General features: G+C 50.2%; 26 protein-coding genes. 5 read left to right on the top strand and 21 right to left on the bottom strand.

Going from position 1 to position 25,857, the window contains the following annotated elements:
* Positions 1-61 precede the first annotated feature (61 nt).
* Positions 62-1,777: an AAA family ATPase gene (locus tag B5F07_RS07260; RefSeq protein ID WP_242972459.1), complete on the top strand. Its 1,716-nt coding sequence runs from the start codon at positions 62-64 to the stop codon at positions 1,775-1,777.
* 79 nt (positions 1,778-1,856) lie between these two features.
* On the opposite strand, the gene B5F07_RS07265 is transcribed toward B5F07_RS07260, so the two are convergent.
* From B5F07_RS07265 to B5F07_RS07285, 5 genes are read right to left on the bottom strand one after another with little or no spacing between them, the layout of a single operon-like run.
* Positions 1,857-3,365 (bottom strand): AMP-binding protein, encoded by a 1,509-nt coding sequence (locus B5F07_RS07265; RefSeq protein ID WP_087160604.1) that lies wholly within the window; start codon positions 3,363-3,365, stop codon positions 1,857-1,859.
* A 25-nt stretch (positions 3,366-3,390) separates the two neighbouring features.
* On the bottom strand, positions 3,391-3,618 hold the full coding sequence (locus tag B5F07_RS07270; RefSeq protein WP_087160605.1) for an acyl carrier protein: 228 nt from the start codon (positions 3,616-3,618) through the stop codon (positions 3,391-3,393).
* A 12-nt stretch (positions 3,619-3,630) separates the two neighbouring features.
* Positions 3,631-5,034, bottom strand: coding sequence for a condensation domain-containing protein (locus B5F07_RS07275; RefSeq protein ID WP_087160670.1), 1,404 nt, complete (start codon positions 5,032-5,034; stop codon positions 3,631-3,633).
* Complete coding sequence (locus B5F07_RS07280) at positions 5,034-5,978, bottom strand: alpha/beta hydrolase (RefSeq protein WP_087160606.1); 945 nt, start codon at positions 5,976-5,978, stop codon at positions 5,034-5,036. Before B5F07_RS07280 ends, B5F07_RS07275 begins: the two co-directional genes overlap by 1 nt.
* Before the next feature lie 29 nt (positions 5,979-6,007).
* Positions 6,008-6,340, bottom strand: coding sequence for an SCP2 sterol-binding domain-containing protein (locus B5F07_RS07285; protein ID WP_087160607.1), 333 nt, complete (start codon positions 6,338-6,340; stop codon positions 6,008-6,010).
* A 228-nt stretch (positions 6,341-6,568) separates the two neighbouring features.
* On the opposite strand from B5F07_RS07285, the gene B5F07_RS07290 reads away from it, so the two are divergent.
* Positions 6,569-7,180 (top strand): TetR/AcrR family transcriptional regulator, encoded by a 612-nt coding sequence (locus B5F07_RS07290; protein WP_087160608.1) that lies wholly within the window; start codon positions 6,569-6,571, stop codon positions 7,178-7,180.
* A 255-nt stretch (positions 7,181-7,435) separates the two neighbouring features.
* Positions 7,436-9,706, top strand: a complete 2,271-nt coding sequence (gene lon / locus B5F07_RS07295; RefSeq protein ID WP_087160609.1) for an endopeptidase La — start codon at positions 7,436-7,438, stop codon at positions 9,704-9,706.
* Between the two features lie 39 nt (positions 9,707-9,745).
* Here lon and B5F07_RS07300 read toward each other — a convergent pair whose 3' ends face one another.
* The 16 genes from B5F07_RS07300 to B5F07_RS07375 form a co-directional block, all read right to left on the bottom strand.
* Positions 9,746-10,483 (bottom strand): ATP-binding cassette domain-containing protein, encoded by a 738-nt coding sequence (locus B5F07_RS07300; protein WP_191403235.1) that lies wholly within the window; start codon positions 10,481-10,483, stop codon positions 9,746-9,748.
* A 36-nt stretch (positions 10,484-10,519) separates the two neighbouring features.
* Positions 10,520-11,485, bottom strand: coding sequence for a glycine betaine ABC transporter substrate-binding protein (locus B5F07_RS07305; RefSeq protein ID WP_087160611.1), 966 nt, complete (start codon positions 11,483-11,485; stop codon positions 10,520-10,522).
* Positions 11,482-12,129: an ABC transporter permease gene (locus B5F07_RS07310; protein WP_087160612.1), complete on the bottom strand. Its 648-nt coding sequence runs from the start codon at positions 12,127-12,129 to the stop codon at positions 11,482-11,484. Before B5F07_RS07310 ends, B5F07_RS07305 begins: the two co-directional genes overlap by 4 nt.
* Before the next feature lie 45 nt (positions 12,130-12,174).
* Positions 12,175-12,531, bottom strand: coding sequence for a DUF6145 family protein (locus tag B5F07_RS07315; RefSeq protein WP_087160613.1), 357 nt, complete (start codon positions 12,529-12,531; stop codon positions 12,175-12,177).
* A 19-nt stretch (positions 12,532-12,550) separates the two neighbouring features.
* Positions 12,551-13,531 (bottom strand): biotin--[acetyl-CoA-carboxylase] ligase, encoded by a 981-nt coding sequence (locus tag B5F07_RS07320; RefSeq protein ID WP_087160614.1) that lies wholly within the window; start codon positions 13,529-13,531, stop codon positions 12,551-12,553.
* A 481-nt stretch (positions 13,532-14,012) separates the two neighbouring features.
* Entirely contained in the window at positions 14,013-15,005 is a 993-nt protein-coding gene (gene argF / locus B5F07_RS07325; RefSeq protein WP_087160615.1) for an ornithine carbamoyltransferase, read from the bottom strand.
* Between the two features lie 164 nt (positions 15,006-15,169).
* Positions 15,170-15,949, bottom strand: coding sequence for a TrmH family RNA methyltransferase (locus B5F07_RS07330; protein WP_087160616.1), 780 nt, complete (start codon positions 15,947-15,949; stop codon positions 15,170-15,172).
* A 50-nt stretch (positions 15,950-15,999) separates the two neighbouring features.
* Positions 16,000-16,653, bottom strand: a complete 654-nt coding sequence (locus tag B5F07_RS07335; protein ID WP_087160671.1) for a potassium channel family protein — start codon at positions 16,651-16,653, stop codon at positions 16,000-16,002.
* A gap of 61 nt (positions 16,654-16,714) precedes the next feature.
* Positions 16,715-18,088 (bottom strand): TrkH family potassium uptake protein, encoded by a 1,374-nt coding sequence (locus B5F07_RS07340; protein WP_242972462.1) that lies wholly within the window; start codon positions 18,086-18,088, stop codon positions 16,715-16,717.
* Positions 18,089-18,230: 142 nt separating this feature from the next.
* Complete coding sequence (locus B5F07_RS07345; protein ID WP_087160617.1) at positions 18,231-18,974, bottom strand: GntR family transcriptional regulator; 744 nt, start codon at positions 18,972-18,974, stop codon at positions 18,231-18,233.
* Positions 18,975-18,986: 12 nt separating this feature from the next.
* Entirely contained in the window at positions 18,987-19,814 is an 828-nt protein-coding gene (locus tag B5F07_RS07350; RefSeq protein ID WP_087160618.1) for a GNAT family N-acetyltransferase, read from the bottom strand.
* A complete protein-coding gene (locus tag B5F07_RS07355) occupies positions 19,807-20,757 on the bottom strand; it encodes an SAM hydrolase/SAM-dependent halogenase family protein (RefSeq protein WP_087160619.1) in 951 nt (316 codons plus the stop codon). The genes B5F07_RS07350 and B5F07_RS07355 overlap by 8 nt, the downstream gene beginning before the upstream one ends.
* Before the next feature lie 15 nt (positions 20,758-20,772).
* Complete coding sequence (locus tag B5F07_RS07360; protein WP_087160673.1) at positions 20,773-21,621, bottom strand: SAM hydrolase/SAM-dependent halogenase family protein; 849 nt, start codon at positions 21,619-21,621, stop codon at positions 20,773-20,775.
* 65 nt (positions 21,622-21,686) lie between these two features.
* Positions 21,687-22,538 (bottom strand): energy-coupling factor transporter transmembrane component T family protein, encoded by an 852-nt coding sequence (locus B5F07_RS07365; protein ID WP_087160620.1) that lies wholly within the window; start codon positions 22,536-22,538, stop codon positions 21,687-21,689.
* Complete coding sequence (locus B5F07_RS07370; protein ID WP_087160621.1) at positions 22,531-24,243, bottom strand: ABC transporter ATP-binding protein; 1,713 nt, start codon at positions 24,241-24,243, stop codon at positions 22,531-22,533. Before B5F07_RS07370 ends, B5F07_RS07365 begins: the two co-directional genes overlap by 8 nt.
* Positions 24,244-24,252: 9 nt before the next feature.
* Positions 24,253-24,828 (bottom strand): ECF-type riboflavin transporter substrate-binding protein, encoded by a 576-nt coding sequence (locus B5F07_RS07375; RefSeq protein WP_204248828.1) that lies wholly within the window; start codon positions 24,826-24,828, stop codon positions 24,253-24,255.
* 201 nt (positions 24,829-25,029) lie between these two features.
* Between B5F07_RS07375 and B5F07_RS07380 the strand changes: the two genes are divergently transcribed.
* Positions 25,030-25,239 carry a 4Fe-4S binding protein gene (locus tag B5F07_RS07380; RefSeq protein ID WP_087160622.1) on the top strand — a complete coding sequence of 70 codons (210 nt, stop codon included), beginning with the start codon at positions 25,030-25,032 and terminating at the stop codon, positions 25,237-25,239.
* Positions 25,240-25,250: 11 nt separating this feature from the next.
* Positions 25,251-25,820, top strand: a complete 570-nt coding sequence (locus B5F07_RS07385; protein WP_087160675.1) for a 4Fe-4S binding protein — start codon at positions 25,251-25,253, stop codon at positions 25,818-25,820.
* The last annotated feature ends 37 nt before the right edge of the window (positions 25,821-25,857 follow it).

Below are 25,857 nucleotides of genomic sequence, written 5' to 3' on the forward strand. Positions count from 1 at the left end.
TTCCGACCTGCTGTCGAAACGGCAGATACTTTGCAGCCGGGGAAAGGAGAAGCTTGAGAATATGCCGGGGATCATGGATAAAAAACTTCCAATCGGAATAGAAAACTTTGATGAACTTATGACAGAAGGATTTTACTATGTAGATAAGACTGGAATGATCCGGGATCTGCTGTACAATTGGGGCAAAGTAAATCTGTTTACCCGTCCGAGGCGATTCGGTAAGTCTCTGAATATGAGCATGCTGAAGTGCTTCTTCGAGATCGGCGTAAAGAAAGAGTTATTCGATGGGCTTGCAATAGCGGAAGAGACAGAACTGTGTGAAGAATATATGGGAAAATTTCCGGTGATCTCTGTCAGCCTGAAAAGTGTAAATGGTCTTGACTACGGGACTGCCCGGGAGATGATGTGTTCTGTGATCGGCAATGAGGCCATGCGTTTCCAGTTTCTTCTTGAAAGCAACCGCCTTACAGCGAAGGAAAAGGAAATGTATAATCAGCTCACTACGATAGGGAAAGCTGATGAGGATGCTTTTATCATGTCGGACGGCATACTGATGGGCAGTCTCTATACACTTTCTTCGCTGCTGAAAAAGCATTATAACAAAAATGTGATCATTCTGATTGACGAATATGACGTACCGCTCGCAAAAGCAAATGAAGGCGGATATTACGATCAGATGGTACTGCTGATCCGTAATATATTCGAACGCGCACTTAAGACAAATGATAATCTCCACTTTGCCGTGCTGACAGGGTGCCTGCGCGTAGCCAAAGAGAGCATTTTTACCGGATTAAATAATTTTAAAGTTCTCTCCATTATGGACGTGCGTTTTAATGAATATTTCGGTTTTACAGATAAAGAGGTACTGGAACTTCTGAATTATTTTGGTCTTTCAGGACTCTACGGCACAGTAAAGGAATGGTATGATGGATACCGCTTCGGCAATGTAGACGTATATTGTCCCTGGGATGTAATCTGCTATGTAGACAAGGCACGGCTGAATCCCGGTGCTCAGCCGGAATCTTTCTGGTCTAATACAAGTGACAACTCTGTGATCCGCCACTTTCTCGAAGATGCGCGGTCGATTACCAAGCAGGAGATAGAGCGTCTGATCTCCGGCGAAAGCATTGTGAAAACAATCCGGCAGGAACTGACATATAAGGATATGTATGCTTCCGTGGATAATATCTGGAGCCTGCTCTTTACTACAGGATATCTGACCCAGAGAGGAGAACCGGAAGGAAACAGGATCAGACTTTCCATCCCCAACCGCGAGATCAAAAATATCTTTGAGGAACAGATAACCGAGTGGTTTCAGACCACCGCACGCAAAGACGGGACATCCCTGGACGCCTTCTGTGAGTCTTTTAAAAATGGAGATCCTGCAGGCGCCGAAAAAAAATTCAACGAATATCTGAGCCGCACGATCAGCATCCGTGATACGGCAGTAAGAAAGGAAATGAAAGAAAACTATTTTCACGGACTTCTTCTTGGCCTGCTCAGCTATAAAGATAACTGGTATGTAGCTTCAAACAGAGAATCCGGAGACGGTTACTGTGATATTCTGATGGAGATTGATACAGAAGAAATCGGAATCGTCATAGAAGTAAAGTATGCAGAAAACGGAGATCTTGATAAAGCGTGCCAAAAGGCGCTCTCACAGATCGAGGAACGCCATTATGAAGAACAGCTCCGCGAGGATGGAATGCAGAAGATCCTGAAATATGGCGTTGCATGTTACAGGAAAAAGTGCAGGATTATTCTAAAAGAGGAATAGCATATACATTTGACCTGACATCCCCCAAAAAATGCCGGCATACAGAAGGCAGCATCCCTCCTGCACGCCGGCACTTTTCTTAAAATCTCTTGATCTTCCTTGTCGTTGTCTTCTCGAACTCTTTGTCTCTGACGATCAGGCTGTATATCTTCTTCTGCGGTGCGGCAGTGCGGTTGTACTCGTCGATAACCTCCTGCAGCTTCGCGCGCACATCTTTGATCTTTTTCTTCTTCACGTAATCCTGATCCGGATAGATCTCCGCCTCAATCACACCGTTATGTTCACGGACAAGCACCTCTCCCACCAGGCGGTTGGAGCTCAGGGCATTCTCCAGTTCCTCCGGGGAAACGTTCTCACCGTTCTTTGTGATAATCAGATTCTTCTTTCTTCCGGTCAGGTAGACGAAGCCTTCCTCATCTACGTATCCCAGATCTCCGGTTTTGAGCCAGCCGTCCTCCAGAGTTTCGGCGGTCTCCTCTGGCATCTTATAATATCCCTGCATGACGCTGCTGCCCTTCACCCAGAGCTCGCCGTCCACCGTCTTTGCCTCGCAGTTGGGCACAAGCTGTCCCACAGAATCTTTGCGGATATTCCATCTCTGGGAAATGCTGATAACCGGGGAACACTCGGTCATGCCGTAGCCCTGCTGGATCACGATGTCATATTTCCGGAACATGTCGATATACTTGGGATCCAGGTATGCGCCTCCGCTGCAGATCGTGTGGAACTGTTTGCCGAACACCTGGTTCTTCACGATCTTTGCCGGCAGGAGGGATGCCTCCTCCAGTTTCTTCGCCATGGTCTCGATCATCAGCGGCACCATCAGGATCATCTCCGGCTTAAAGAGCTTGATATTCTTCGCCACACGCATGAGCGAATCGTTAATGCAGATCACTGCTCCCAGGGACACACCTTTTAATATGTCCATACTCAGGCAGTATGCGTGATGGATCGGAAGCACTGTCATAATGACAATGCGCTCCGGAATCTTCATATCAAGGCAGGTCGCATTCTCCGCCACATTCCGGTGGGTCAGCATAACTCCCTTGCTCTTTCCGGTCGTACCGGAAGTGAACATGATCGTGCAGAGCTGATCCGGCTGCGGCTCATAGTCAAAGCTTCCCCCATGCTCCTCAAGCAGTTTCCAGAAAGCATACGCATGATCATCGTGCGCCTCCTGCTGCATGGAAATCATGTATTTCAACTGCGGGCAGCGCTCTTTTGCGATGGCAGCCACGTCTTTTCTCACCTCGTCATAGACAAGGACCGTGGAATCCGAACGGGCGATCAGATCGCACACATCCTCCGCCGGAAGGTTTACATCCAGAGGCACCACCACGCTGCCGCTGTTCACGGTGCCGAAATAGGACACAAGCCACGGATAGGAGGTCATACCGATCACCGCGATATGATTTCCCTGCTCTCCCAGATCGGCGAGGACGCGGGAAAAGCTCTCGCTGTCTTCCTTTAACCGGGTATAAGATTTTGCTTCGATCTCATTTTTGCTGATCTTGTAGCGGATGGCGTCCTCCGGACCGTATTTCTTCTCTGTATTTGTCAGTATCTCTCGAACTGTGCTGCAAAGCATACTCCACATTCCTTTCCCGGCCGACTTACGCCGTCAGTTTTTCCAGATAGTCAACCGCTTCCTGTACCGTGCGGATATTGGCAGCTTCAGTCTGCTCCACTTCCACATCGAACTCATCCTCGATCTCTCCGAGCATGCTCATGAAGTCAAAAGATGTAAATCCGAGATCTTCCATAAAACGTGATTCCGGATGAATGTTCTCCGGCTCTACTTCCACATAGTTGCAGATAATATTTACCAATTTCTCAAACATGATTCTTCTCCTTTACACTAACTTGATGATATCTCCGATTGTCAGGTCCGGGTTCTCCGCGCCCTTGAACATGATCTTGCACAGATAGTAGTACAGATACTCCAGTTCATCCCTGGAAACCGCCTTGATCTGGTGTTCAAAGTTAAAGTCGAGTCCGTTGTCTTCCGGGCGGTGCATAACGGTCAGGTACATTGCCTGTGCGGTCATGCCGTTGGGATACCACTTCGTCTTATAGCGGATATCTCCGAGCTGATCCAGTCCTTTCTCCTTGAGTGTCAGCGGCTGGTAGGTCAGAGAGATCGGCTCATAAGTCAGGCCTGCGTGCGGCTGCGGATAGGTCTTTGACCGGTATGCAAAATATGCCGTCGGATCATAGTTTGCATGACGGAAATACTCATTCTGCTTGTCGCGGATCGCATAGACCGCATCGATGAATTTCATATCCTCCGGGAAAATCGTGCGGAACGGGAAGGAGTGGATCCTTGTGCCGCCGGATTTCTTTTCCTTCAATGTCGCCCGTCTTGCGATCGCTGTGTTGATCGATACATCTTCGAATCCGTTCATCTTCTGGAAGTATGTGCGCAGTCCCATGAGGAGCAGACATGCCAGGGATACATGATATTTCTCGCAGAAATCCATGAGGCGTTTCGTCGGCTCCGCTTCCAGATGGAAGATATCCAGGGCAGACGTGGTATCGTCCGACGCGTTGAATGCAGTCCGGAGATTTGGGTTTTTAAACATCTTACGGGCAGCCTCCAGCTTGTCCGTTCCGTGAATACCGTTGTAAATCGGCTCGGAAGACTCGATCTCCTTCTGGAAGTATACGGTATCTCTCTGCTGCGCCCTGCTTCCCGCCTCGTATGCCAGATCTCTCTGAATCTGCTCGATGTATGAGCACATATCCTTCGGATAAGGCACACCTTCGTATTTTGCATTACAGTACAGCTCGATGATGTCTTTCAGAAAACAGATCAACGACTGGGCGTCCACGATCATGTGATGCCCCAGGAAATAAACGCCGTTGAATCCATCCGGCATTCTGATCATGACGATTCTTGTCAGCTGGGTATCTTCCAGTTTGAACGGCACTCTCGTCCACTCCGTCATCTTCGCCTCGGCTTCTTCCATGGTTCCATTGGAAAAATCAACAAACTCAATGTCCTGATCCTCATGTTTTACAACGTACTGATAATAATTGCCCTCTTTGTCCTTTGCAAAGCGGACTCTCATTCCTTCGCTTCTCTCATATGCCTTATTGATGGATTTCTTCAGCAGATCCCAGTCCAGTTCCACCTCGATGGTCAGGCTTGTTCCGATGTTGAGCACCGCCGCGCTCGGACAGAACGGCAGGTAGTAAAGGTGGAACTTCTGTGCTACGGTCAGCGGATACACTTTGTAACCTTTTCTTGTCTTCATCATTTCATTATTCCTCCGATAAATGTGTCCAGGGCCCCTTCATATGCCTCCGTATCCTTGTAGTAGCTCTCAGCGTGGCCCGCATCCTTGACAATCAGTTTCGTTTTCGGCGATGCGCAGTTTTTATAGATCTCCTCGCACATCCAGCAGGGAACAAAGATGTCTTTGTCTCCGTGGATAAACAGGATCGGCACTTTTGCCTTTCTTACTTCTCTGGCTGCGTTGCACTCATCCAGACCATACCCTGCATTTCTCCGGTTCAGCTTATCTGCGATCTGGATCATCGGAAATGCCGGAAGATGGTACATGCTGTGAAGCACGTGGGTAAACACATCCTTCGCAGAGGTGAACGCGCAGTCAGATACGATTCCCTTCACCTGTTCCGGAAGCTTAAGTCCGCTCATCATGCAGACAGTGGCGCCTCCCATGGAATTACCGTGGAGAAGGATCTGCACATCCTCTCCCGCCTCCTGAATCATCCAGCGGATCCACTCCATTCCGTCCAGCCGGTCCATGGTGCCGAAGCCGATGTAGGTTCCCTCGCTTTCTCCGTGCGCCCGCTCATCGATCAGAAGCATCCGGAAACCGTGTTTCAGGTAATACCAGGAAAGGCTGCCGTAATCATTGAGTCCCTTGCTCGTGTAGCCGTGGAAACAGATGACCGCCTTGTTTCCTCCGTCTCCTTTGAAATATGTAGCGTGGAGCTTCAGCCCGTCATGGGAAGTAATCCACACATCTTCATGGGGCTGTTCCATCATCCAGGCGCTTCTCTCATGCATCAGCGGGAAATACTTTTCCCAGTCCACTCCGGACATCTTGATGGTCCGCTCTGTCTTCGCATTGTAGCGCATCATGGTTCTTCTGTAGAAATATGCGGTTCCGCCGGCCTCCGCCGCTGCCGCCAGTCCGAGGAGAGCCGCCGCGCCTTTTAAAATTCTGCTCATGCCTTCCGCCTCCGTTTCTGAGTCTTCGGTTATTTTCTCTTGCTCGCTATCAGCTCTTTCAGTTTCAGAGCCTTGTCAATATTTCCTTCCACTTTCAGTTTTCCAAGAGTCACTGCCAGGATCGGGTCCATCTTTCCATCTGCAATCTTGAACAGGGTCTCCGCAGAGCAGGTGAACATCGCATCTCTGTCGAAATATTCATAAGGCTCCACAAACAGCTCGCCGTCTTTTACTTCTGCATAAAAGATGCCCTCCGCCTCGCCTGTCACATTAAACTGGTATGCCAGATGTTCATGGATATCGCTCACATCCGCCCCCACCAGCATGCCTTTTACCTTTGAAAACATATCCGCGTACGTCATAAAATCCTCCTTTTCGACCTATTTCGACCAGTGGTCATATCGTTTACTCTGTTAGATTAACACTATTTCGACCGATGGTCAATCGTCGTTCCTATCAAAAAGCGGTCCCGAAATTTTCTTTTTTTTGGCAGATTTTCTTTCTGGTTCTTTTCTGCCCGGTGTGCTATACTGTTTTATAATTTCCTGTGAAACATATTGAATCTGATACAGAAAAGAAAGGCATTAACAATGGCAAATCAACTGAAATACAACCGGATTCTGGACGCGATGCAGGAACTGCTGAAAAACCGGAGCGTACAGACCATATCCGTCAGCGAAATCGCCCACACCGCCGGGATCGGGAAAGGAAGCATCTACTATTATTTTCCTTCCAAGGACGCGATCTATGAAGCGCTTGTGGAGCGCAATTACGAGAAACCGCTTAAGACTGCGCAGAACCTTTCCTCGCAGACAGAGATCTCCCCTTTTACAAGGATGGCAATGATCTTCCAGGCCTGCCGGAATTCTTCCGCCGAATACATGAAGTCGGAAGAGGGGTCGGTCGCAGGGGCGCAGGAGGAGGCATATCTGCACCGGAAATATATCAACCACCTGATCGTTGAACTGAAGCCTGTTCTGGCTGAGATTATCCGCCAGGGAATCGACAGCGGAGAGATTCATTTTGACCGGCCGGACGCCCTTGCGGAGATTGTACTGATCGTTCTTACCATAAAGATGGACAACACCCTGATTCCATCCTCCAAAGAAGAAATCGAGGACACCATTGCAGGCCTGATCAGCCTGCTGGAAAAAGGGACGGAGAATCCCCCGGGATCTCTGAATTTCCTGATGTCCTACTGACCTTTGACGGGTCTTCTGGAGCCCTGGCGCCAGACAGCAGATCCGCTGCGGGGAATTATAAAATTTTTATGCATACCGGAGATTCCATCCCGCGGCACTTGACAGAGAACCTTTTTTATGCTAATTTTCTTATAGCGAATAACTGGGCTTATTCGCTATATTTTTACAGATGTCTTAGCACTCGTTTTTGTCGAGTGCTGATAAAAGCAGGTCAGCAAACCTGAACAAATATAAAAGGAAGGAGAATGAGCTACGATGATTGTACGTCCCATTTATAATATACTGCTCCTCCCGGATGTATCCTATTACTTCCGGAAAGAGTTTTTTGCCGATTTTGCCGAAGAGCCGATCGAGGCAGGCACGCAGATCCTTTTTGTATTTCTGAAGCATGAGATAAATGAAGGCACGGAGATCAGCCCGGACGATCTCTGCCCGGTGGGTATCTCCGCACGGGTCGAAGCTCCGGGCGAGGAAGATACCATCCAGGTGCGCACGCTGGAGCGGATCGATATTACAGGCGCATCTGTAGAGAACGGCCAGCTCACCGCAGAGACTTCCATTCGTCCCGAAGTTGAGGATATCTCTGAAGAGGAAGAAAAAGAGCTCTTTAACCGGCTGAGAGCTGCCCTGCTCAAATTCGTCCAGGGTTACCAGTGGGGTCTCTGGGCGCGCGGCTTCATCCTCCAGAGGAAGAATATATATGATATGGCTTCCGCGCTCTCGGATTATCTGAACTTAACCGCGGAGGAAAAATATGCCATTATCGCCGCAGATTCCCGGCGTGAGCGCTGTACTCTGATCGAGAAAGCCATCAGCGAATTTATGGAGGTGGCGCGTGTCTCCGAAGAAGCGCAGGAAGCACAGAAAGGCGATCAGGAACAGCTCTACCGGGAAGCTGCCATCAAAAAGCAGATCGATTACCTGCAGAGGGAACTGGATGAGATGCACCCGGAAAATATTTCCGATGTCCGCAGATTCGAGAAGAAGATCGAAGAATCCGGCATGAACAAAGAAGCACGCCGGGAAGCGGAGAAAGTGCTCAACCGCATGCGCCAGGAAGGAAGCGAGAGCCATGAGTACGGACTGCTCTACGACTATCTGGACTTTGTTACCAGCCTGTCCTGGAAGGCTCCGGAATTTACGCCCATTGATCTGGAAAAGGCTGAGAAGATTCTGGATGAAGACCATTACGGGCTGAAGAAAGTAAAGGAACGAATCATCCAGCAGCTTGCAGTCATGGCTCTGAACCGCAAACAGTACGGCTCCATCCTGCTCTTTGTGGGAGCTCCCGGCACAGGCAAAACCAGTATCGGACAGAGCATCGCCCGGGCGCTGGGGAGAGAATATGTGCGGATCAGCCTGGGCGGCGTCCGGGATGAGGCGGAGATCCGCGGACACCGGCGCACCTATATCGGCGCAATGCCCGGAAGGATCATGGAGGGAATGAAGCGCAGCGGCGTTTCCAATCCGGTTATGGTCCTTGACGAGGTGGACAAGCTCGCCAAGGATTACGGCGGAGATCCGGCAAGTGCACTGCTCGAAGTGCTTGACCCGGAACAGAACAGCACATTCACAGATCACTATATGAACGTGCCATATGATCTCTCCAACGTCCTTTTCGTCTGCACGGCAAACACCACGGATACCATCCCGGAACCTCTCCTGAACCGTATGGAGGTCATCAATTTCCCGGGATACACCGCTGTGGAGAAATACCATATTGCAAAGAAGCACCTGCTGCCCCGCGCCATGGACACCATGGGAATCAAAAAGGGAATGCTGAAAGTCAGCGACAGCGCGCTGAAAAAAATCATTGCCGAATATACCATGGAAGCGGGCGTCCGGGATCTGAAAAAGCAGATCGATACGCTCTGCCGCACCGCTGCCGTGAAGCTGGTGAAAAAAGAAGGGGCAGTTCTTTCCATCACGAAGAATAACGTAGCAGATTACCTGGGAAGGAGACAGCTCCACCACGACCAGAAACTGGAGTCCGCCACGCCGGGCGTCGTAACCGGACTCGCCTGGACAAGAGCCGGAGGAGAGATCCTCTTTATCGAGAGCAAGCTGACAAACGGAAAGGGCAATGTGCTCATCACCGGACAGCTCGGCGACGTGATGAAGGAATCTGTACAGATTGCCTTAAGCCTTGTCAAGTCACTCTATCCGGAGGAGAGCAAAGTCTTTGCGGATCATGACCTGCATATCCACGTGCCTGCCGGAGCCGTTCCGAAAGATGGTCCGTCCGCCGGCATCACGCTGACCACTGCGCTTGCCTCCCTAGTCACCGGGAAGGCTGTCAGCCCGGAGTATGCCATGACCGGCGAGGTTTCCCTGCGGGGAGGAGTCATGCCCATCGGAGGACTGCCGGAGAAACTGATGGCAGCCCAGAGGGCAGGCATCACAAAAGTACTGATTCCCGCGGATAATGTAGAGGATCTGGAAGATGTGGCGGATGAGGTGAAAGAGAAGCTGGAGATCATCCCGGTGAAGAAAGTCACCGAGGTGCTGAAAAAAGTGCTGAAGTAAGCAGTAAAAAAACGGATTATACAGGGAGCCGCACTGATATCAGTGCGGCTCCTCCTCTGTTCCCGTCAGTTCCCGGACAAAATCATCCGCCGGGTGGCTCCGGATCATCTCCGGCGTATCCAGCTGGGCGATCCTGCCCTGTTCCATGACGAGCACCCGGTTTCCCAGACGCATTGCCTCCCGGATATCATGAGTGATAAACACGATCGTCATCTGCAGTTTTTTCTGAAGATTGAGGACTTCCTTCTGCATGGACCGCTTCGTGATCTCGTCCAGAGCGCCGAACGGTTCATCCATAAGCAGAAGCTTTGTCTCTGCCGCCAGTGCCCTGGCAATCCCTACTCTCTGCTGCTGCCCGCCGGAAAGCTCCGACGGATAGCGGTCGAGCATGGACGCGTCAAGTCCTACCAGTTCCAGAAGGCGGAGCGCCGTCTGACGGTTTTCTTTTTTGTTCTTTTTCCCGCTGATAACCGGAACGTAAGTAATGTTCTTCTCCACAGTCATGTGGGGGAACAGCCCCTTGTTCTGGATCACATATCCGATCCTGCGGCGCAGGGCGGTCAGATCCGTACTTCCGACCTCTTCCCCTTCCACATACACCTTCCCGGAGTCCGGCATTTCCAGACCGTTGATCATCTTCAGCATGGTGGTCTTTCCGCAGCCGGAGCGCCCGATCACCGTAAGGATCTCTCCCTCGTTTACCGCAAGGGAAAAATCGTCAAGCACTCTCTGATCCCCGAAGGATTTTGTCACATGTTCAAATCGAATGATTTCCATCTGTATCTTCTCCGTAAAACAATTCTCCGTAAAACGCTATTCCTCAATCAGCCCGGCGGATACAAGGAACTCTTCCGCCACGTCAGCCTCATCCCTGCCTTCGACTTCCACCTGATAGTTCAGTTCCGCCATCTTCTGATCCGTGAGGATTCCATCCATCATTTCCAGAGTCTCCTCCAGTTTCGGATACTTCTCCAGGGCATCTTCCCTTACAACCGTAGAGCAGTAATAATTCACCTGATACCCCAGATCGTCCTCCAGAACCTTCAGGTCATCCCTGCTGATCTGGGCGTCCGTCGTATATCCGTTGGTCACATCGATGTCCCCGCTCCGGAGCGCTTCGTATTTCAGTCCGATATCAATATCCACAATATCCTTGAACTCATACCCGTAAGCCTCGGAGAGGCCCGGCAGGCCGTCCGCCCGCTCAATATAGTCCGGATTTCCTCCGAACACAAGCTGATCCGACACTTTCGCCAGATCCGAGCATGTCTCAAGTCCATACTCCTCTGCCGTATCCGTCCGCACGACCACTGCGTAGGTATTGTTCTGTCCGTAAAGCCCGATCCATGTCATATCGAATTTTTCCTGATATTCCTCCTGAAGCTTCGCCAGAATCTCATCATCACTCACCTCGCCGGCTTTATGCCCAAGCACAAGCACCCATCCGCTTGAAGTATACTCCGGATACAGGTCAAATTCCCCTGCTTCCATGGCGGGCTGGATATTGCTCGTTCCTCCGCCGATTCCTTTTGTAAGCTCTACCTTGTATCCCGCGTGATCCTCGATCAGCTTCTTCAGCATCTCTCCCAGGATAAACTGCTCCGTCATGGGTTTTGTGGCGATCTTCACCGGTTCATCCGGCGCGCCGTCCCCTTCCGCACTGCTCCCGCTCCCGTTTCCGGAATTGCCCGTATTCGCTCCGCTTCCGCCGGCGCATCCCGCCATGGTAAATATCATCGCGCCTGCAAGAAGTACTGCCATAAACTGTTTCATTTTCATAACTCGTGTCTCCCTTTTTTTATCTTTTTCTCCAACAGTCCGAGCAGGAGATCACTGATCAGCGCAATCAGTGCGATCAGAAGGCTCCCGCTGAACGTCATTGCCGTATCATAAATCGTAATTCCTCTGTATATCGCCACTCCGAGGCCACCCGCCCCGATAAATGAAGCGATCGCCGTTGTGGAAATCGTCATAACCACCATATTTCTGACTCCGGCGATGATCACCCCGAGGGCAAGAGGCAGCTTGATCTTTGTCATAATCTGGAAGCGGGTGCTTCCCATTCCCTCTGCCGCCATGACAATCTCCGGGCTCACTCCCGTGATTCCCGCATATGTATTGCGCACCATGGGCATAATCCCGTAAATCGTCAGCGCCACAATCGCCGTGTTGTTTCCGATTCCCAGCACCGGAATCAGCATTCCCAGCAGGGATATGGACGGAATCGTATAGCAGACATTTGCCACAGCCAGCACGGGAGCCGCCGCCCTTCTATGCTCGGAAATCCAGATTCCAAGAAGCAGCCCGATCACTCCCGCAAGGCAGACCGCCACAGCCGAAAGCCCGATATGGGCAAGGATCAGCTCCAGGAACCAGTCTTTCCTCTCAATATACAGATTGAAAACCTTTGTAAAAAACTCCACTTTTGTATTATCCTTTCCATCTGAAGGTCTTTCCGTCTAAACGGTTCAATTCTCCTCCGGCACGTCCTCTCCCAGATAAAACACCCGGAAGAACAGCTCCAGCGACTCGAACAGCTCCATCTTGGTCTGCTGAAGCTGCTTGATCTTCAGCACGCTTCCGATCTCGTCAAAGAAGAAATCCCCCTCCTCATGATCCACTTTCAGCTCCAGATTGCCCTCCTCATCAAATACAAGCAGCAGAATACCGCCCACGTCTTCCGTGTACGTCACACACATAATCTGCAGCTCTTCCTTCACGGAATCCGGAAGCCCTTCAAATTCCGGATTCAGATAATATTTCTGTTCATAAGCATTGGCGCCGCACAATACCATCTCTTCATTCTCATCTGTAAAACCTGCCATTCATCCATCCTCCTGCTTCTTACACATATCCGTACACGCCGCGCACGGAGACCTCGCCCGCGTACACCGCTTCTTCCGTTCCATCCTCGCGGCGCACGATCAGCTCACCTGTATTGTTGATTCCGACAGCATATGCCTTATATTCTTCCTTTGCTCCCAGAACCATCACTTCTTTGCCCTGATTTACAAGCAGGCTGCTGTACTTTTCCATCAGCCCCGACATATCCTCCGTCTGCAGGAATATCCCGTAATTCTGCTCCAACCGCTCCATAATCGCGGCGATCAGCCGTGCCCGTTTTACTACATGCCCCGTCTCCAGCCGCAGAGACGTAGCGGTGCCGCGGATCTCTTCGGGAAATTCCGTCATATTCACATTAATGCCCACGCCCACAGTAACGTGGTTGATATAGTCAATCTGCGTGCTCATCTCCGTCAGGATCCCCACCAGTTTCCTGCCGTTGATAATAATATCGTTGGGCCACTTGATCTGAACTTTTACATCCTCGCAGTCCATGATCCCCTCCGCCACGCTGCACGCCATGACAAGCGTCAGCATGGGAGCTCTGTCCGGCAGAATCCGGGGGCGCAGCAGCACTGACATATAGATGCTCGAACCCGCCGGGGAGTCCCAGGTTCTTCCTCTTCTTCCCCTTCCGGCGCTCTGGCTGTCCGCCACGGCAAGGGTTCCCTCCGGCGCGCCTTCATCTCCGAGCTGCTTGATCCTCAGATTAGTGGAATCGGTTTCTTTATAATATACAATATTTCTTCCCGCCCAACGGGTTCTCATCAGGCTTTTCAGTTCTTCCTCCGTCATTACATCCGGACTGTCCACGATACGGTATCCTTTATTCCGGACAGCCTCCACCTGATATCCTTCCTCCTGCAGACGCCGGATCACCTTCCAGACCGCAGTTCTGGATACGCCGAATTTCTCACAGATCTGCTGTCCCGAGATATATCCGCCGCTTTCGCGGAGCATTTTCAAAACCTCTGCTTTCATCTTCCTCTTTCAGCCTCCCGGTTCTTCATTATACACCATCCCCACTTTCCGGTACAGACTGAAAAAATTTTTTCTGCCCGAATACCGGCAGTTACTTGTCACAGTTCTGTCGGTCGTCCGGCTGTGCCGCCCCCTGCTGCCACGGCGACCGCGCTTTCGCTCGGGAGTGGAACGCAGCGGTGCTAAGGCTGCAAAGGACGCAGCCTAAGAACCGGCGTTCCACTACGGGTCTTCGTGGCAGCAGGGGGCGGCACAGCCTGGGAACTGGCGGGGGAGTGAAAAGTATGCCGGGATTCGGGCAGGAGCAAAAGTGAGAGGAAAGGTAAGCAGTCATGAAAACAGGGGCAGTCTGCACGGGGTCCGGCATAAAATGCCGGTTCCCGTACAATTCTGCCCCTGTTCTGTTTTTATTTATCTTTGTGTGCCGTAAGAATTCATCCTGAATCCCCGGATATCTGACTCTCCGGGAATTTCCTGCTGCTTAATTCTCTCCCAGAGTTGCCATCATCACAGCCTTGATCGTGTGCATCCGGTTTTCCGCCTCGTCAAACACTTTCGACTGTTCTGATTCGAACACTTCGTCCGTCACTTCCATATCCGTAATACCGAAACGTTCTCCCATCTCTTTTCCGATCTTTGTCTTCAGATCGTGGAACGCCGGCAGGCAATGCAGGAAGATCGCCTCTTTCTTTGCATTTGCCATGACATCTTTTGTCACTTTGTAGGGAGAGAGCTCGCGGATCCGCTTCTCCCATACCTCATCCGGTTCCCCCATGGAAACCCACACATCGGTATAAATAACATCCGCATCTTTCGTGCCTTCTTTTACATCCTCAGTGAGCGTGATCGTGGCGCCCGATTCCTTCGCATATCCCCGGCATATCTCCACCAGTTCCTCATTCGGGAAATACTCCTTCGTCGTGCAGGCAACGAAATCCATCCCCATCTTGGAGCAGGCAATCATCAGGGAATTTCCCATATTGTAACGGGCATCTCCCATGTATACCAGCTTGATGCCTTTCAGCTTTCCGAAATTCTCCCGGATGGTCAGAAGGTCTGCAAGCATCTGGGTAGGATGGTATTCGTTTGTCAGGCCGTTCCACACCGGAACTCCCGCATATTTAGCAAGTTCCTCCACAATCTCCTGACCGAATCCGCGGTACTCGATACCGTCATACATTCTTCCCAGAACCCGTGCCGTATCCTCGATGCTCTCCTTCTTCCCGATCTGGGATCCGGAAGGCCCCAGATACGTGGAGCCCATTCCCATATCACTGGCAGCCACCTCGAATGCACAGCGCGTTCTCGTACTGTCTTTCTCAAAAATCAGGGCAATATTCTTCCCGTGATAATTGTCCACCGGGATCCCCTTCTTCTTCTTTTCCTTTACATCTGCCGCCAGATCAAGCAGATAGGCAATCTCCTCCGGTGTAAAATCTTTCAGCGTCAGAAAATTCCTTCCTTTTAAATTCATTTCTCTGTTTCACTCCATTTCCATAAATATATCGTATACACAAACTCCGTTAATTCCTGTTTTGGTACGTCGCAGTTAAGTATACTACTTCTTGCATAAAAATGCAAGTTTTATGAAAAATTATGCATATTTCTTATTCATTTGTCTAATCGGCTTCGCATTCATCAGCCATTTCGCCGCTGTCTTGCTGCCTCGAACATGAGAACTGACGCCGCCACAGCCGCATTCAGCGACTCTGCCTGCCCTGCCATGGGAATCCGGATCCGGCAGTCCGCACACGCCGCAACTTCATCCCGGAGTCCGTTTCCCTCGTTGCCGATCAGGAAGGCGCATCCCGACCGGTAATCTTCCCTGTCGTAAGGATTCTTTCCCTCCAAGTGCGCTGCATAAATACGCAGTCCATTTTTCTTGAGCTCCTCGATCCCCGCAGTCAGGTCTTCCACATAGAGAAAGGGCAGACGGAACACCGCCCCCATAGTTGAACGGATCACTTTGGGATTATATATATCTACGCACTCTCTTCCAAGCAGAATGCCCGTAGCCCCGGCAGCCTCCGCTGACCGGAAAATGGTTCCCAGATTGCCCGGGTCCTGGAGACAGTCCAGTACCAGAACGTGGGGCGTGCCGCTTCCGAGAATATTCCCGAAACCATATTCCATCCGCCGCACAACCGCCAGAATTCCCTGAGGAGTCTTTGTATCCGAGATATGTGCAAACACCTGATCTGAAAGGATCTCATACCTGGCTTTCATCCCACTCAGGAAATCTCCGTTTTTCTCCGCAAAGCTCTCTGAGACATAGAGCTTCTCAAGCCTGTCATGGGGGATCTCCTCCGCCATACGGATTCCCTCAATAATAAACACTCCCGCCTCGTCCCGGGCGCGGCTTTTCTTCATAAGTCGCATCAGGTCTTTGACCTGCGCGTTCGATGTACTTGTAATCATTTCAAACCTTCTTCCATCCTCTTCGGTCCCCTCTCCATTCCGCGGGACTGCTATTTTGTAGAATCAAACTTCTCCAGTATCTTATCCGCGCCGATCATAATCAGTATCCCGCCACGGGGCAGGGGCTTCAGCGGATCCAGTGTCACATCTACCTCGCCGCCGAAGATCATACCCACCACATTGATCCCGAACCGCTCACGGATCTTTAACTCCGCCAGGCTCTTTCCGATCCATTTCTCCGGGACGACCGTCTCCACCATACTGTAGTCGTTTGACAGGGCAATCCAGTCTGTAAACTCTCTTGCCACCAGATTCTTCGCCACCCGGCTCCCCATCTCGATCTCCGGATATACAACCGAGTCCGCTCCCACTTTCTCGAGAATTGTCCCCTGAAGGTCATCCTTTGCCTTTGCTACAACCTTCGGGATCCCCATCTCCTTGCAGAGCATGGTTGCCATGACACTTGCCTCAAAATTTTCCGAGACAGCCACAATCGCGCCGTCCAGATTCCTTCCTCCCAGGGCCTCCAGTGCCTCCGGATCCGTCACGTCAGCTTTGATCGCGTAGGATACATTCTCCGAAATCTCCTGAATCTTTTCATAGGAATCATCTACCACGAGCACATCGCACCCCATATTCGTCAGGGTCATCGCCACACTCCATCCAAAACTTCCAAGTCCCAGAACTGCAAACTGCTTATTCATAATAATCTTACTTCCTTTCCCGTATACATTCATCCGGCATTATCCGGTTATTGTCTGTTTTTTATCCGATCATGATCCGCTTCTCCGGTAAATCACGGAACTGAGAGAATTTCTCCGATTTCCCGGAAAATACAAGCGCCATCGTCAGAGGCCCGATTCTCCCGATATACATCAGGAGCATGAGCACGATATGGCTTCCCCTGCTCAGCACCGGCGTGAGATCTGCGGACAGACCTACTGTACCAAGCGCCGACGAGACCTCGTACATCACATTCAGGAATTCTGCCTGCGGATCAAACGCTGTAACCGCCGCCACTCCGATCAGCCAGCATGTAAACGTGATCAGCGAAATCGTGATTCCTGATCTGACAATATCATTCTCCACTCTCCGCCCGTAACATTCCGTGTCCTTGCGGCCGCGGAGCACACACACGACAGTGAGGATCAGCATCGCCGCTGTGGTCGTCTTGATACCGCCTGCCGTACCTGCCGGTGAACCGCCGATAAACATCAGGATACACCCCAGAAGTCTGGAGTTCTCATACAGCCCGGACTGGGACACTGTAGCATAGCCCGCTGTTCTCGTCGTAACCGACTGGAAAGCCGACGCCATGAGTTTTTCCGGAACACTCATATCTCCCATGGTTGCCGGGTTGCCGTATTCTATTACGAAAAAACCGAGTGTGCCCAGAAGAATCAGGGCTGCCGTCATGGTCAGCACGATCTTGCTCTGCAGCCCCAGTCTGCTGAGCAGCCATCTCTTCGGGCGCTTCCCGCGCACAACTTCTTTTGTATTGCGGAACAGATCATACCAGACCGGAAATCCCAGACCTCCCATGACAATCAGGAACATGGTAGTAAAATTCACCAGGGGGGAGTCCGCATATTTTATGAAACTGGTGCTTCCCAGAATGTCAATCCCCGCGTTGCAGAACGCAGAAACAGAATGGAATATGCCGTAACCGATTCCCCGGACAAATCCATACTCCGGAACAAACTGAAACGCAAACAGCACTGCGCCGATTCCCTCTACAAGGAACGTTCCCTTCAGAATCCGGATGATAAATTTTACCATTCCGGACAGGGTATCCAGGCCATATGCCTCCTGGATCAGTATTCTTCCTTTCATCGTGATCTTCTTTCCCAGCAGGAGAAAGAAGGATACCGTACAGGCGATCACACCCAGACCGCCGATCTGGATGAGAATCAGCATGACAATCTGTCCTGCCAGCGTAAACTGCTCTGCCGGCACAACCGTCACGAGCCCTGTCACGCAGACACAGGTAACGGATGTAAACAACGCATCAAGAAATTCAATGGGCTTCTGATTGCAGAACGGAAGATAAAGGATGATGCCTCCCAGGAAGATCACTCCAAAAAAAGCAAGCGCTACGATCTGCATGGTACTCAGACTGACCTTTCTCGTACTTTTCATGTTCTCTCTTCTCACAATGCCTCTCCTGTCTTTCATTTCTATTAAAATTTCGGCTGATTTTCTGCCGTAAGGCTATCCTAACACGGAGAGGTGGAATAGTAAAGTAACAATCCTGTTAAGAAAACGGAACGTGTCCCGAAGGTCACATTCCGTTTTCTTTAAACACAATATCATATTCATCCGGGAGAAAGTAAAACTTGCATCTGGCAATCGCATTTTTCTCTTTGTCATAAAAAATTTCTTCTATAAATATCAGTGGCGTCTCCCGGGGCACTTTGAGATAGGCAGTGATATAATCCTCCGCACAGACGAGCTTGATTGCCATCTGAACCCGCTCCGACATCTGAAAAATCTGACGGTTCAGCAGATCTTTTACATCTTCTTCCATATTCAGATCCACGTTCAGTCCATCGATAAACTTAACCGGAATCTGCATAAAAGAATGCCCCACAGGTTTTCCACCCGTATAGTACACATTGTTTCCCGCCAGAACAATCTCGCTGGGCCGCAGTCCCAGCTTTCTCTGCCCGATCTCTGTTGCAGGTCCGAAATTGTAATATATATCGATCTTGTCAACGGCAGACCTGCAGCAGGCAATCATGGGGTTATAGAGTCCCTGAGGCTCCTCCGCTCTGTTTCCGTCATAGGTAACAAAAGTTCCCTTCCCCTGAACTTTCGCCACCAGACCGTCCTCTACGAGAACGGTCAGTGCCTGACGAACCGTATTTCTGCTCACATCATATTTTTCCGCCAGCACAGCCTCCCCCGGCAGCTTTGAACCGTTTTCATATACACCGTTCATAATATCCGAATAAAGCCTGTCATAGATCGGCACATAAGACGGCACTTTGCTGTTTGCAAATGAATTAATCTGGTAATGTTCCATCAATTACTGCTCCTAGCCTGAATTTCTTTCCAGCGTCATCCATCCTCCCAGACTTTCAAATCCAAGACGCTCAAAAAATGCATGCGCTCCTTCTCCCGAGAACAGGCAGGGAATCTTTCCCTGTTCGAGGATCATCTCCGCAAGACGGGACACCACCATTGAAGCATAGCCGTTCCTTCTGTGAGCAGGATCTGTCGCCACTCCGCCGATCATTACCGTATCATCGGAACCGGTTGTACTGTTTCCGTGCGAAACAATCCGACTGCCCCGACGTATGATAAGATGCGTTCCGTCCCGGCTGGCAATTCTGTCACGGATCATGTCCTTTGAACGGTACAACCCACGGATCTGAGGAATACTTCCAAGAAATTCATAAATATCATCCACATCTTCCAGACCCGCCTGAACCACACTGCAGTGCTCCTCATGGTCTGCACTTTCCTGCTGTCTTTCTCTTCTGTCCGTACCACAGAGATTCTCTCTCGTTCCCAATCTGTATAACTGTTTACTGCTGCTTTTATACCTGTCTCCGAATACTGCTCCCATTTCTGAGAGCAGTCCACTTTTTCCCATTATAACAAAGATCTGACAGTTTTTCAAAATGTATTCCATACTTTCCGGATTCAAAGCTCCTTCCCTGCTGTAAACAAGAAGGTTATTGTAAAACCGCAGATATACACAGGTACACCGGCCATCCTCCCAGTCCATCCACACATCCTGACATTCACTGTCAAATCCATAGGTCTTCAGATCTGCAAGCAGAAACGTGTTGTACTCTTTCTCCGCACCGAGATATTCCGTCAGCATCTGTTCATCCCGGTTTCCACATTTCTTAAGCATCCTCTTCCCTCTCTATCTGTCTTTCCTCCATACGGCTTTCTTTTTCCGCATATCCTTCTTTCGTTATCCGGATCGTCCAGCCCGCTCCGCCTTTGATCCCGTATTTTTCCGCAAAGCTTCTCTGGTTCAGCCCAACTGCCATGAACGATGCCAGTCCGTTGAAGAGCACCGGCTTCCCGATTTCTACAAAACCGAAAGATCTGTGATACAATACAGAGTCATCATATACTGCAGTTCCATCATGATAAATTCTGACACGCACCGTCTCCCCTTCCCGGATTCCTGTTTTCCGGAAATCTTCGATCAGAATATTGGTACTGATGTTTCCAAATTTCTCCAGCGCCTCATCAATCTGACCTTCTGCTACGCCTTCACTGACAGTTCCATAAACCAGCTCATGTACAATAATCTCCTCCGTCGGATATGCCGGACCGACCTCCTCAAAAGTAATAATTCCGGAAGCCAGACGCGCTGCACAGTAGGCAAACAGATCTCTCCCATGAAAAACATTTACCCCCTCTGAGCCTGGATAACGGTTCACGCTCTCATCGATCTCCCTCACCTCATCAATCCCGTACATTGCCTTCACATGAGTCAGCGTTCCGTTATCCGGCGTAACGATATAGTAGCCATTGGAAGTCCTTGCCACACATGCCCTTCTCGGTGTGCCAACCCCGGGATCCACAACCGAAACAAACACGGTTCCCACCGGCCAGTATTTTATCGTATACTGCAGGCATCCGGACGCTGCCATCGTATTGAACTGTTCAATCGTATGCGAAAGATCAAAGATCTCAAGGCGCGGATCCACCTGCTTACACACCCCGTACATGGATGCCACGGCTCCCCAGTTCAGCCCGAAATCGGTCTGCAGCACAACAAAAGCTCTTCCTGTATCATTTTCCCGCAGCACTCCGCCACCTGTTTCTCTTTCTCTGCTCATAGGCCGCCTTCCTCCCTAATTCTTCACCTTCCGGAAGGAGATCTTCCAGTCCGGTCCCTGTCCGATCCCGTACACTTTCACAAAATTCCGCAGATTCAGGGCAATCTGCACAGTCAGCGATTCACTGGTCATCACCACCGGATCTCCCTCAGGCACAAAACCAAAAGATTTGAAATATTTCGCCTCGCCATGATACTTTTCTTCCTCTTTATGCCGGATGACAACCTCCAGGGTATCTCCATAACTCACCCCGGTATCCTCCAGCATTTTATAAGGGATATTTGAGGATACAAGTCCGAAATGTTCTCCGGATCCCTGAATCATACCGGACACGGTTCCATCTTCACCACATACCGGTTCCACCAGAGGAATCTGCACGACCTCCTCCACCGGATACGCCGGTCCCACTTCCTCATAGCTGATAATCCCGGACGCTAGTCTCGCCGCACAGTAGGAAAACAGATCTCTTCCGTGGAAGATACTGCATGCCACTGTCGGTTTCCAACGGTTAATCGTCTCATCGATCTCCCGGACTTCCTCAATTCCCGGCTTTTTCGCTACATGAGTCAGTGTCCCATTGTCCGGTGTCACCACATACTGTCCGTTTTTCAGTTTTGCCACACATGCTTTTCTCGATGTCCCCACTCCCGGGTCCACAACGGATACAAATACGGTTCCCTCAGGCCAGAAATCCACCACATAGTCCAGATTACAGGACGCGCAGAAGATATCAAAACTTGGGATCGCGTGATTGTTATTAAATATCCTGAGCTCCGGATCCACCATCTGGCAGACTCCGTACATGGTACATACCGCACTGGTGTCCGCTGTAAAATCTGTCTGCATTACAATTGCCGGTTTCATAATATAATCTCCTCCTTTTTCCGCCGCCTGTTGCGGCATATGTAATCCGCCTGGTATACTCCGCTTTATGCAAACGGATACCAGAGCTGCAGATATCCCGGCGCAAGCATCTTGTACGCAATATACGCGACACATATCAGCGCTATCACGATGTATACCACCCGGAAAACTTTATCCGCTTTTGTCATCTCATGTTCCGCATAATAAGAACGTTTCTTCTTCTTTCCGTATCCTCTCAGGTCCATGGCGTTGGCGATATTCCCGACTTTGTCAAAGGACGAAAGAAGCAGCGGGACGATAATCATCACCATCTGCTTAAGCCGCTTAAATGCCGACACCTTCTTCGGATCCATCTCCACACCCCTTGCCTGCATACTTGTGGAAATATTCTGATAATCCCGTACAATGTCCGGGATACAGCGGTAGGCAAGTTCTACCACTGTACAGATCTTGTAAGGCACTTTCACCGAATTCAGTCCCGCTGCAAACTCCGACGGCGTGATCGAGAGAATAAAAATAATCGAGATCAGAAATGATGAAAGGATCTTAATAAAACGGGTAAAAAGATACCAGAGCGTCTCCCCGCTCAAGTAGAGATATCCGGGAAGATCCGCAAGCACCGTCCTGGAATTACAGAATTTTGTTCCGATATCCGGATCTGCAATAAAAAACAGGAACAGATTGAACAGGTTTAAAATAATCACAAAAGCAAGCATGAACTTAATCGGTTTCCAGTTCGGCTTCATAGAGATAATCCCAATGATCCCCGCCACCGTTACCGGAAGGATCAGCCGCAGATCCCAGGACATGATCAAATATACCGTAAAAATGATAAACATCCTTACTTTCGTCGTCCCGGTCAGCTTATGCAGCATCGTGCTTCCCGGCTGAAAATTAATAATAAATTTGTTATTCACCCGCTTTGCCCCTCCTTTCGCAGGAAATGAAGTGAGCGATGAATTCCTCCGGAGAGACGCCGATCATACACGCCAGTGTATAGAGTGAGGTCTGCTTCAGGCTCGCCCTGCTGATTACAGTATCATCCGAAAGTACCCGGAACACTCTGTCGTCTGCGATCAGCTCACCGTCCGAGAACACAACTGCCCGGTCTGTATTTTCGATGGCCAGATGCATATCATGGGTGATCAGAATCACGGTTTTCCCATAACGTGAATTCAGTTCATTAATAAACTCGATGATCTCCACATAATGCCTGTAGTCCTGTCCTGCAGTGGGCTCATCCAGAATGATCACATCCGGTTCCAGAGCCAGTACAGAAGCGATCGTAATCCGCTTTCTCTGTCCGTAGCTCACAGAGCTGACCGGCCAGTTTCTCATCGAATACAGGTCACACATCTCAAGCGCCTTCTTTGCCCGCTCCTCAACGATCTCCTGACTGTAGCCCCGCAGTTCCAGCGCCATCTTCACTTCCGCGATGATCACATCTTTTACAAGCATCTGGTTCGGATTCTGCATTACATATCCGATGAACTCTCCGATCTCCTTGATGGAGAGTACCGAGTAATCCTGTCCCCTAAGCCGGATCTGTCCGCTGACCGGACGGTTCACTCCGCAGATCAGCCTGGCAAGAGTTGTCTTTCCTGCTCCGTTTTTCCCGATCAGAGCAATTCTCTCTCCTTTTCGTATCGTGCAGTTCACGTCTCTAAGAACCGGCTTATCCTCGTATGCGAACGTCACATCGTCCACCTCGATCACCGGCTCGCCCGGAACCGGTTCATATTCCATAACTTCCTCCTGGAAAAACCGCTCCAGACACTCTTTATTTTCAGCCGTCAGTTCCATGTGCTCCAGATCCGCCAGATTCTCCTGTTCTTCCAGGCGGCACCCGGCATATTTCATGGCTGTCAGATAGAGCGGTTCCCGGATTCCGTGCTCTTTGAGAAGATCGGACCGAAGCAGCTCATCCGGCTTCGTATCCGCTACGATCCGTCCCTTCGCCATCAGGATCACACGGTCCACAGGGCGGTAGAGGACGTCCTCGAGGCGGTGCTCGATAATGAGCGCCGTCCGGTTCTGATCACGGCAGATCCGGTCGATCAGGTCAACCGCAACCATTCCCATATGCGGATCCAGCGCCGCAAGGGGCTCGTCAAAGATCAGCACCTTCACATCATCGTGAATGACGCCCGCCAGAGCTACCTTCTGTTTCTGCCCTCCGGAGAGCGCATATGGAAGATGTTCAAGGAATTCTCCCATTCCTACCAGATCCGCAGCTTCCTGCACCCGGGGGATCATCTCGCTGCGGGGCATGTTTTCATTTTCCAGGGCAAAGGCAATGTCCTCGCCCACGGAAAGACCCACAAACTGGGCGTCCGAATCCTGCAGCACGGTTCCCACTTTTTTGCTAAGCTTAAAGATGCTTGCCTCTTTCGTCTCCATCCCGTCCACTTTCAGGGAGCCTTTGATGGTCCCCTTCTCCGAAAACGGGATCAGCCCGTTGATGCAGTTGGAAAGCGTAGATTTTCCGCTTCCACTGGGTCCTAAGATCAGCACCTTCTCCCCCTCATATATGGTCAGATTAATGTCATGAAGCGTCGGTTTTGACTGGCTTTTGTACTGAAAACTAAAATCTTTAAACTCTATAACCGCTGTTTTCTCCATATCCGTTTCCTATTCTTCTGTCAGGTTCGTCCTGGATGCATACCGTTTTGCCAGGAGGAACAGCACCGGGATTCCCACAATCAGAAGCACAGCAATATTTCCGGCACAGGCAAATCCCGCCATGATAAAGGTCACTTTCAGCTCGCCGCCGTAGAACAGGTACGTGAAAATCGGCGTCACAACTCCAAAGGCAATGATGTTTCCGATAATACAGAGAACCGCATAGATCACAGCGTGTTTCACTTTAAAGATTCCCTCTGTAATGTAAGCCCCGTATACCGGAAGCAGCCCTACAAAGAAGCCGAGCACCGCGTTTCCGATAGACCAGTCAAACCACATCCCGTTACCTGCGATCAAATCAGCGATAATGTTGCCGATCAGAAGTGTCAGGCTGCATGGCAGCGCCCCGTACATCGCTCCTACGACAACCGGCACGATCATTGCAGTTGAGAGGTTTGTCATGGAGAAGATCGGAATTCCTCCATAAACCATCAGCACTCCAAACAGTGCTGCCCCCACAGCCATGGTGACGATTGTCTTTGTACTCCATTCACCTACGAGCGCTTTCCCAATTCCTTTTTTCATTTCAATGCACCTTCCTTTCATGTTGTTGAACATGTTTAATAAGTTACCTTCATTGTATTCACTTTCAGGGCAGATGTCAATTAATTTGTCGGTAATTGTAAAATCTTTGTGAAATTACACTAATACCTTCTGTGATTTGATCACAGACACTCTCCTTCTTTTGATGTATTATCAGATAAACAAATCGAGAGGAAAATTACTATGGTCAAAAACAGAAAAAAGCGAAAAGCGCTTGTCCAACAGTCATACTGTGTTGCCTGCGGCTGCTGTGTCAAAGTATGTCCGGTAGGAGCAATCCAGATAATGAATGGCATAACAGCTCAGGCAGATCCGTCAACATGTATAGGCTGCGGGAAATGTGCTAAGGAGTGTCCTGCCAGCGTGATCGAGATCCAGGAGGTGGAAGATTGAACATGAAAAGTATGAAAAAACACTGGTATGATTATTTGTGGATCTTTTCCCTGACTTATCTGATTCTGGGATTCTTCAACATCCTGTTCGCCTGGTTGGGCCTGATCTGCTTCTTTGTTCCTCTGCTTATCTCACTTGTAAAAGGGACAAAAGGATACTGCAACCGTTACTGCGGAAGAGGTCAGTTATTTGGACTACTGGGCGGCCGGTTCGGGCTTTCCCGCAAAAAAGATATTCCGGTATGGATGAAAAGCAACTGGTTCCGATATGGCTTCTTAGCATTCTTTTTTGTAATGTTCTTCCTGATGCTGTGGAATACTTATCTGGTATTTGCAGGAGCACAGGGTCTGAAACAGGCAGTGACATTACTGTGGACCTTCAAGGTACCCTGGCAGTGGGCTTATCACGGCACACTGTTTCATGCGGGCGTGGCTCAGTTTGCCTTTGGCTTTTACAGCGTCATGCTCACATCAACCCTACTCGGGCTGATCACCATGGTACTGTTCAAGCCCCGGAGCTGGTGCGTCTACTGTCCCATGGGTACGATGACACATCTGATCTGCAAAGCGAAAAATCGATAATTATATAGTTAAAAGGCCGGAAGCTGCTATCTCTCCC

The organism is Lachnoclostridium sp. An169, assembly GCF_002160525.1.
In the GTDB taxonomy this organism is placed as follows: Bacteria; Bacillota; Clostridia; order Lachnospirales; family Lachnospiraceae; genus Mediterraneibacter; species Mediterraneibacter cottocaccae.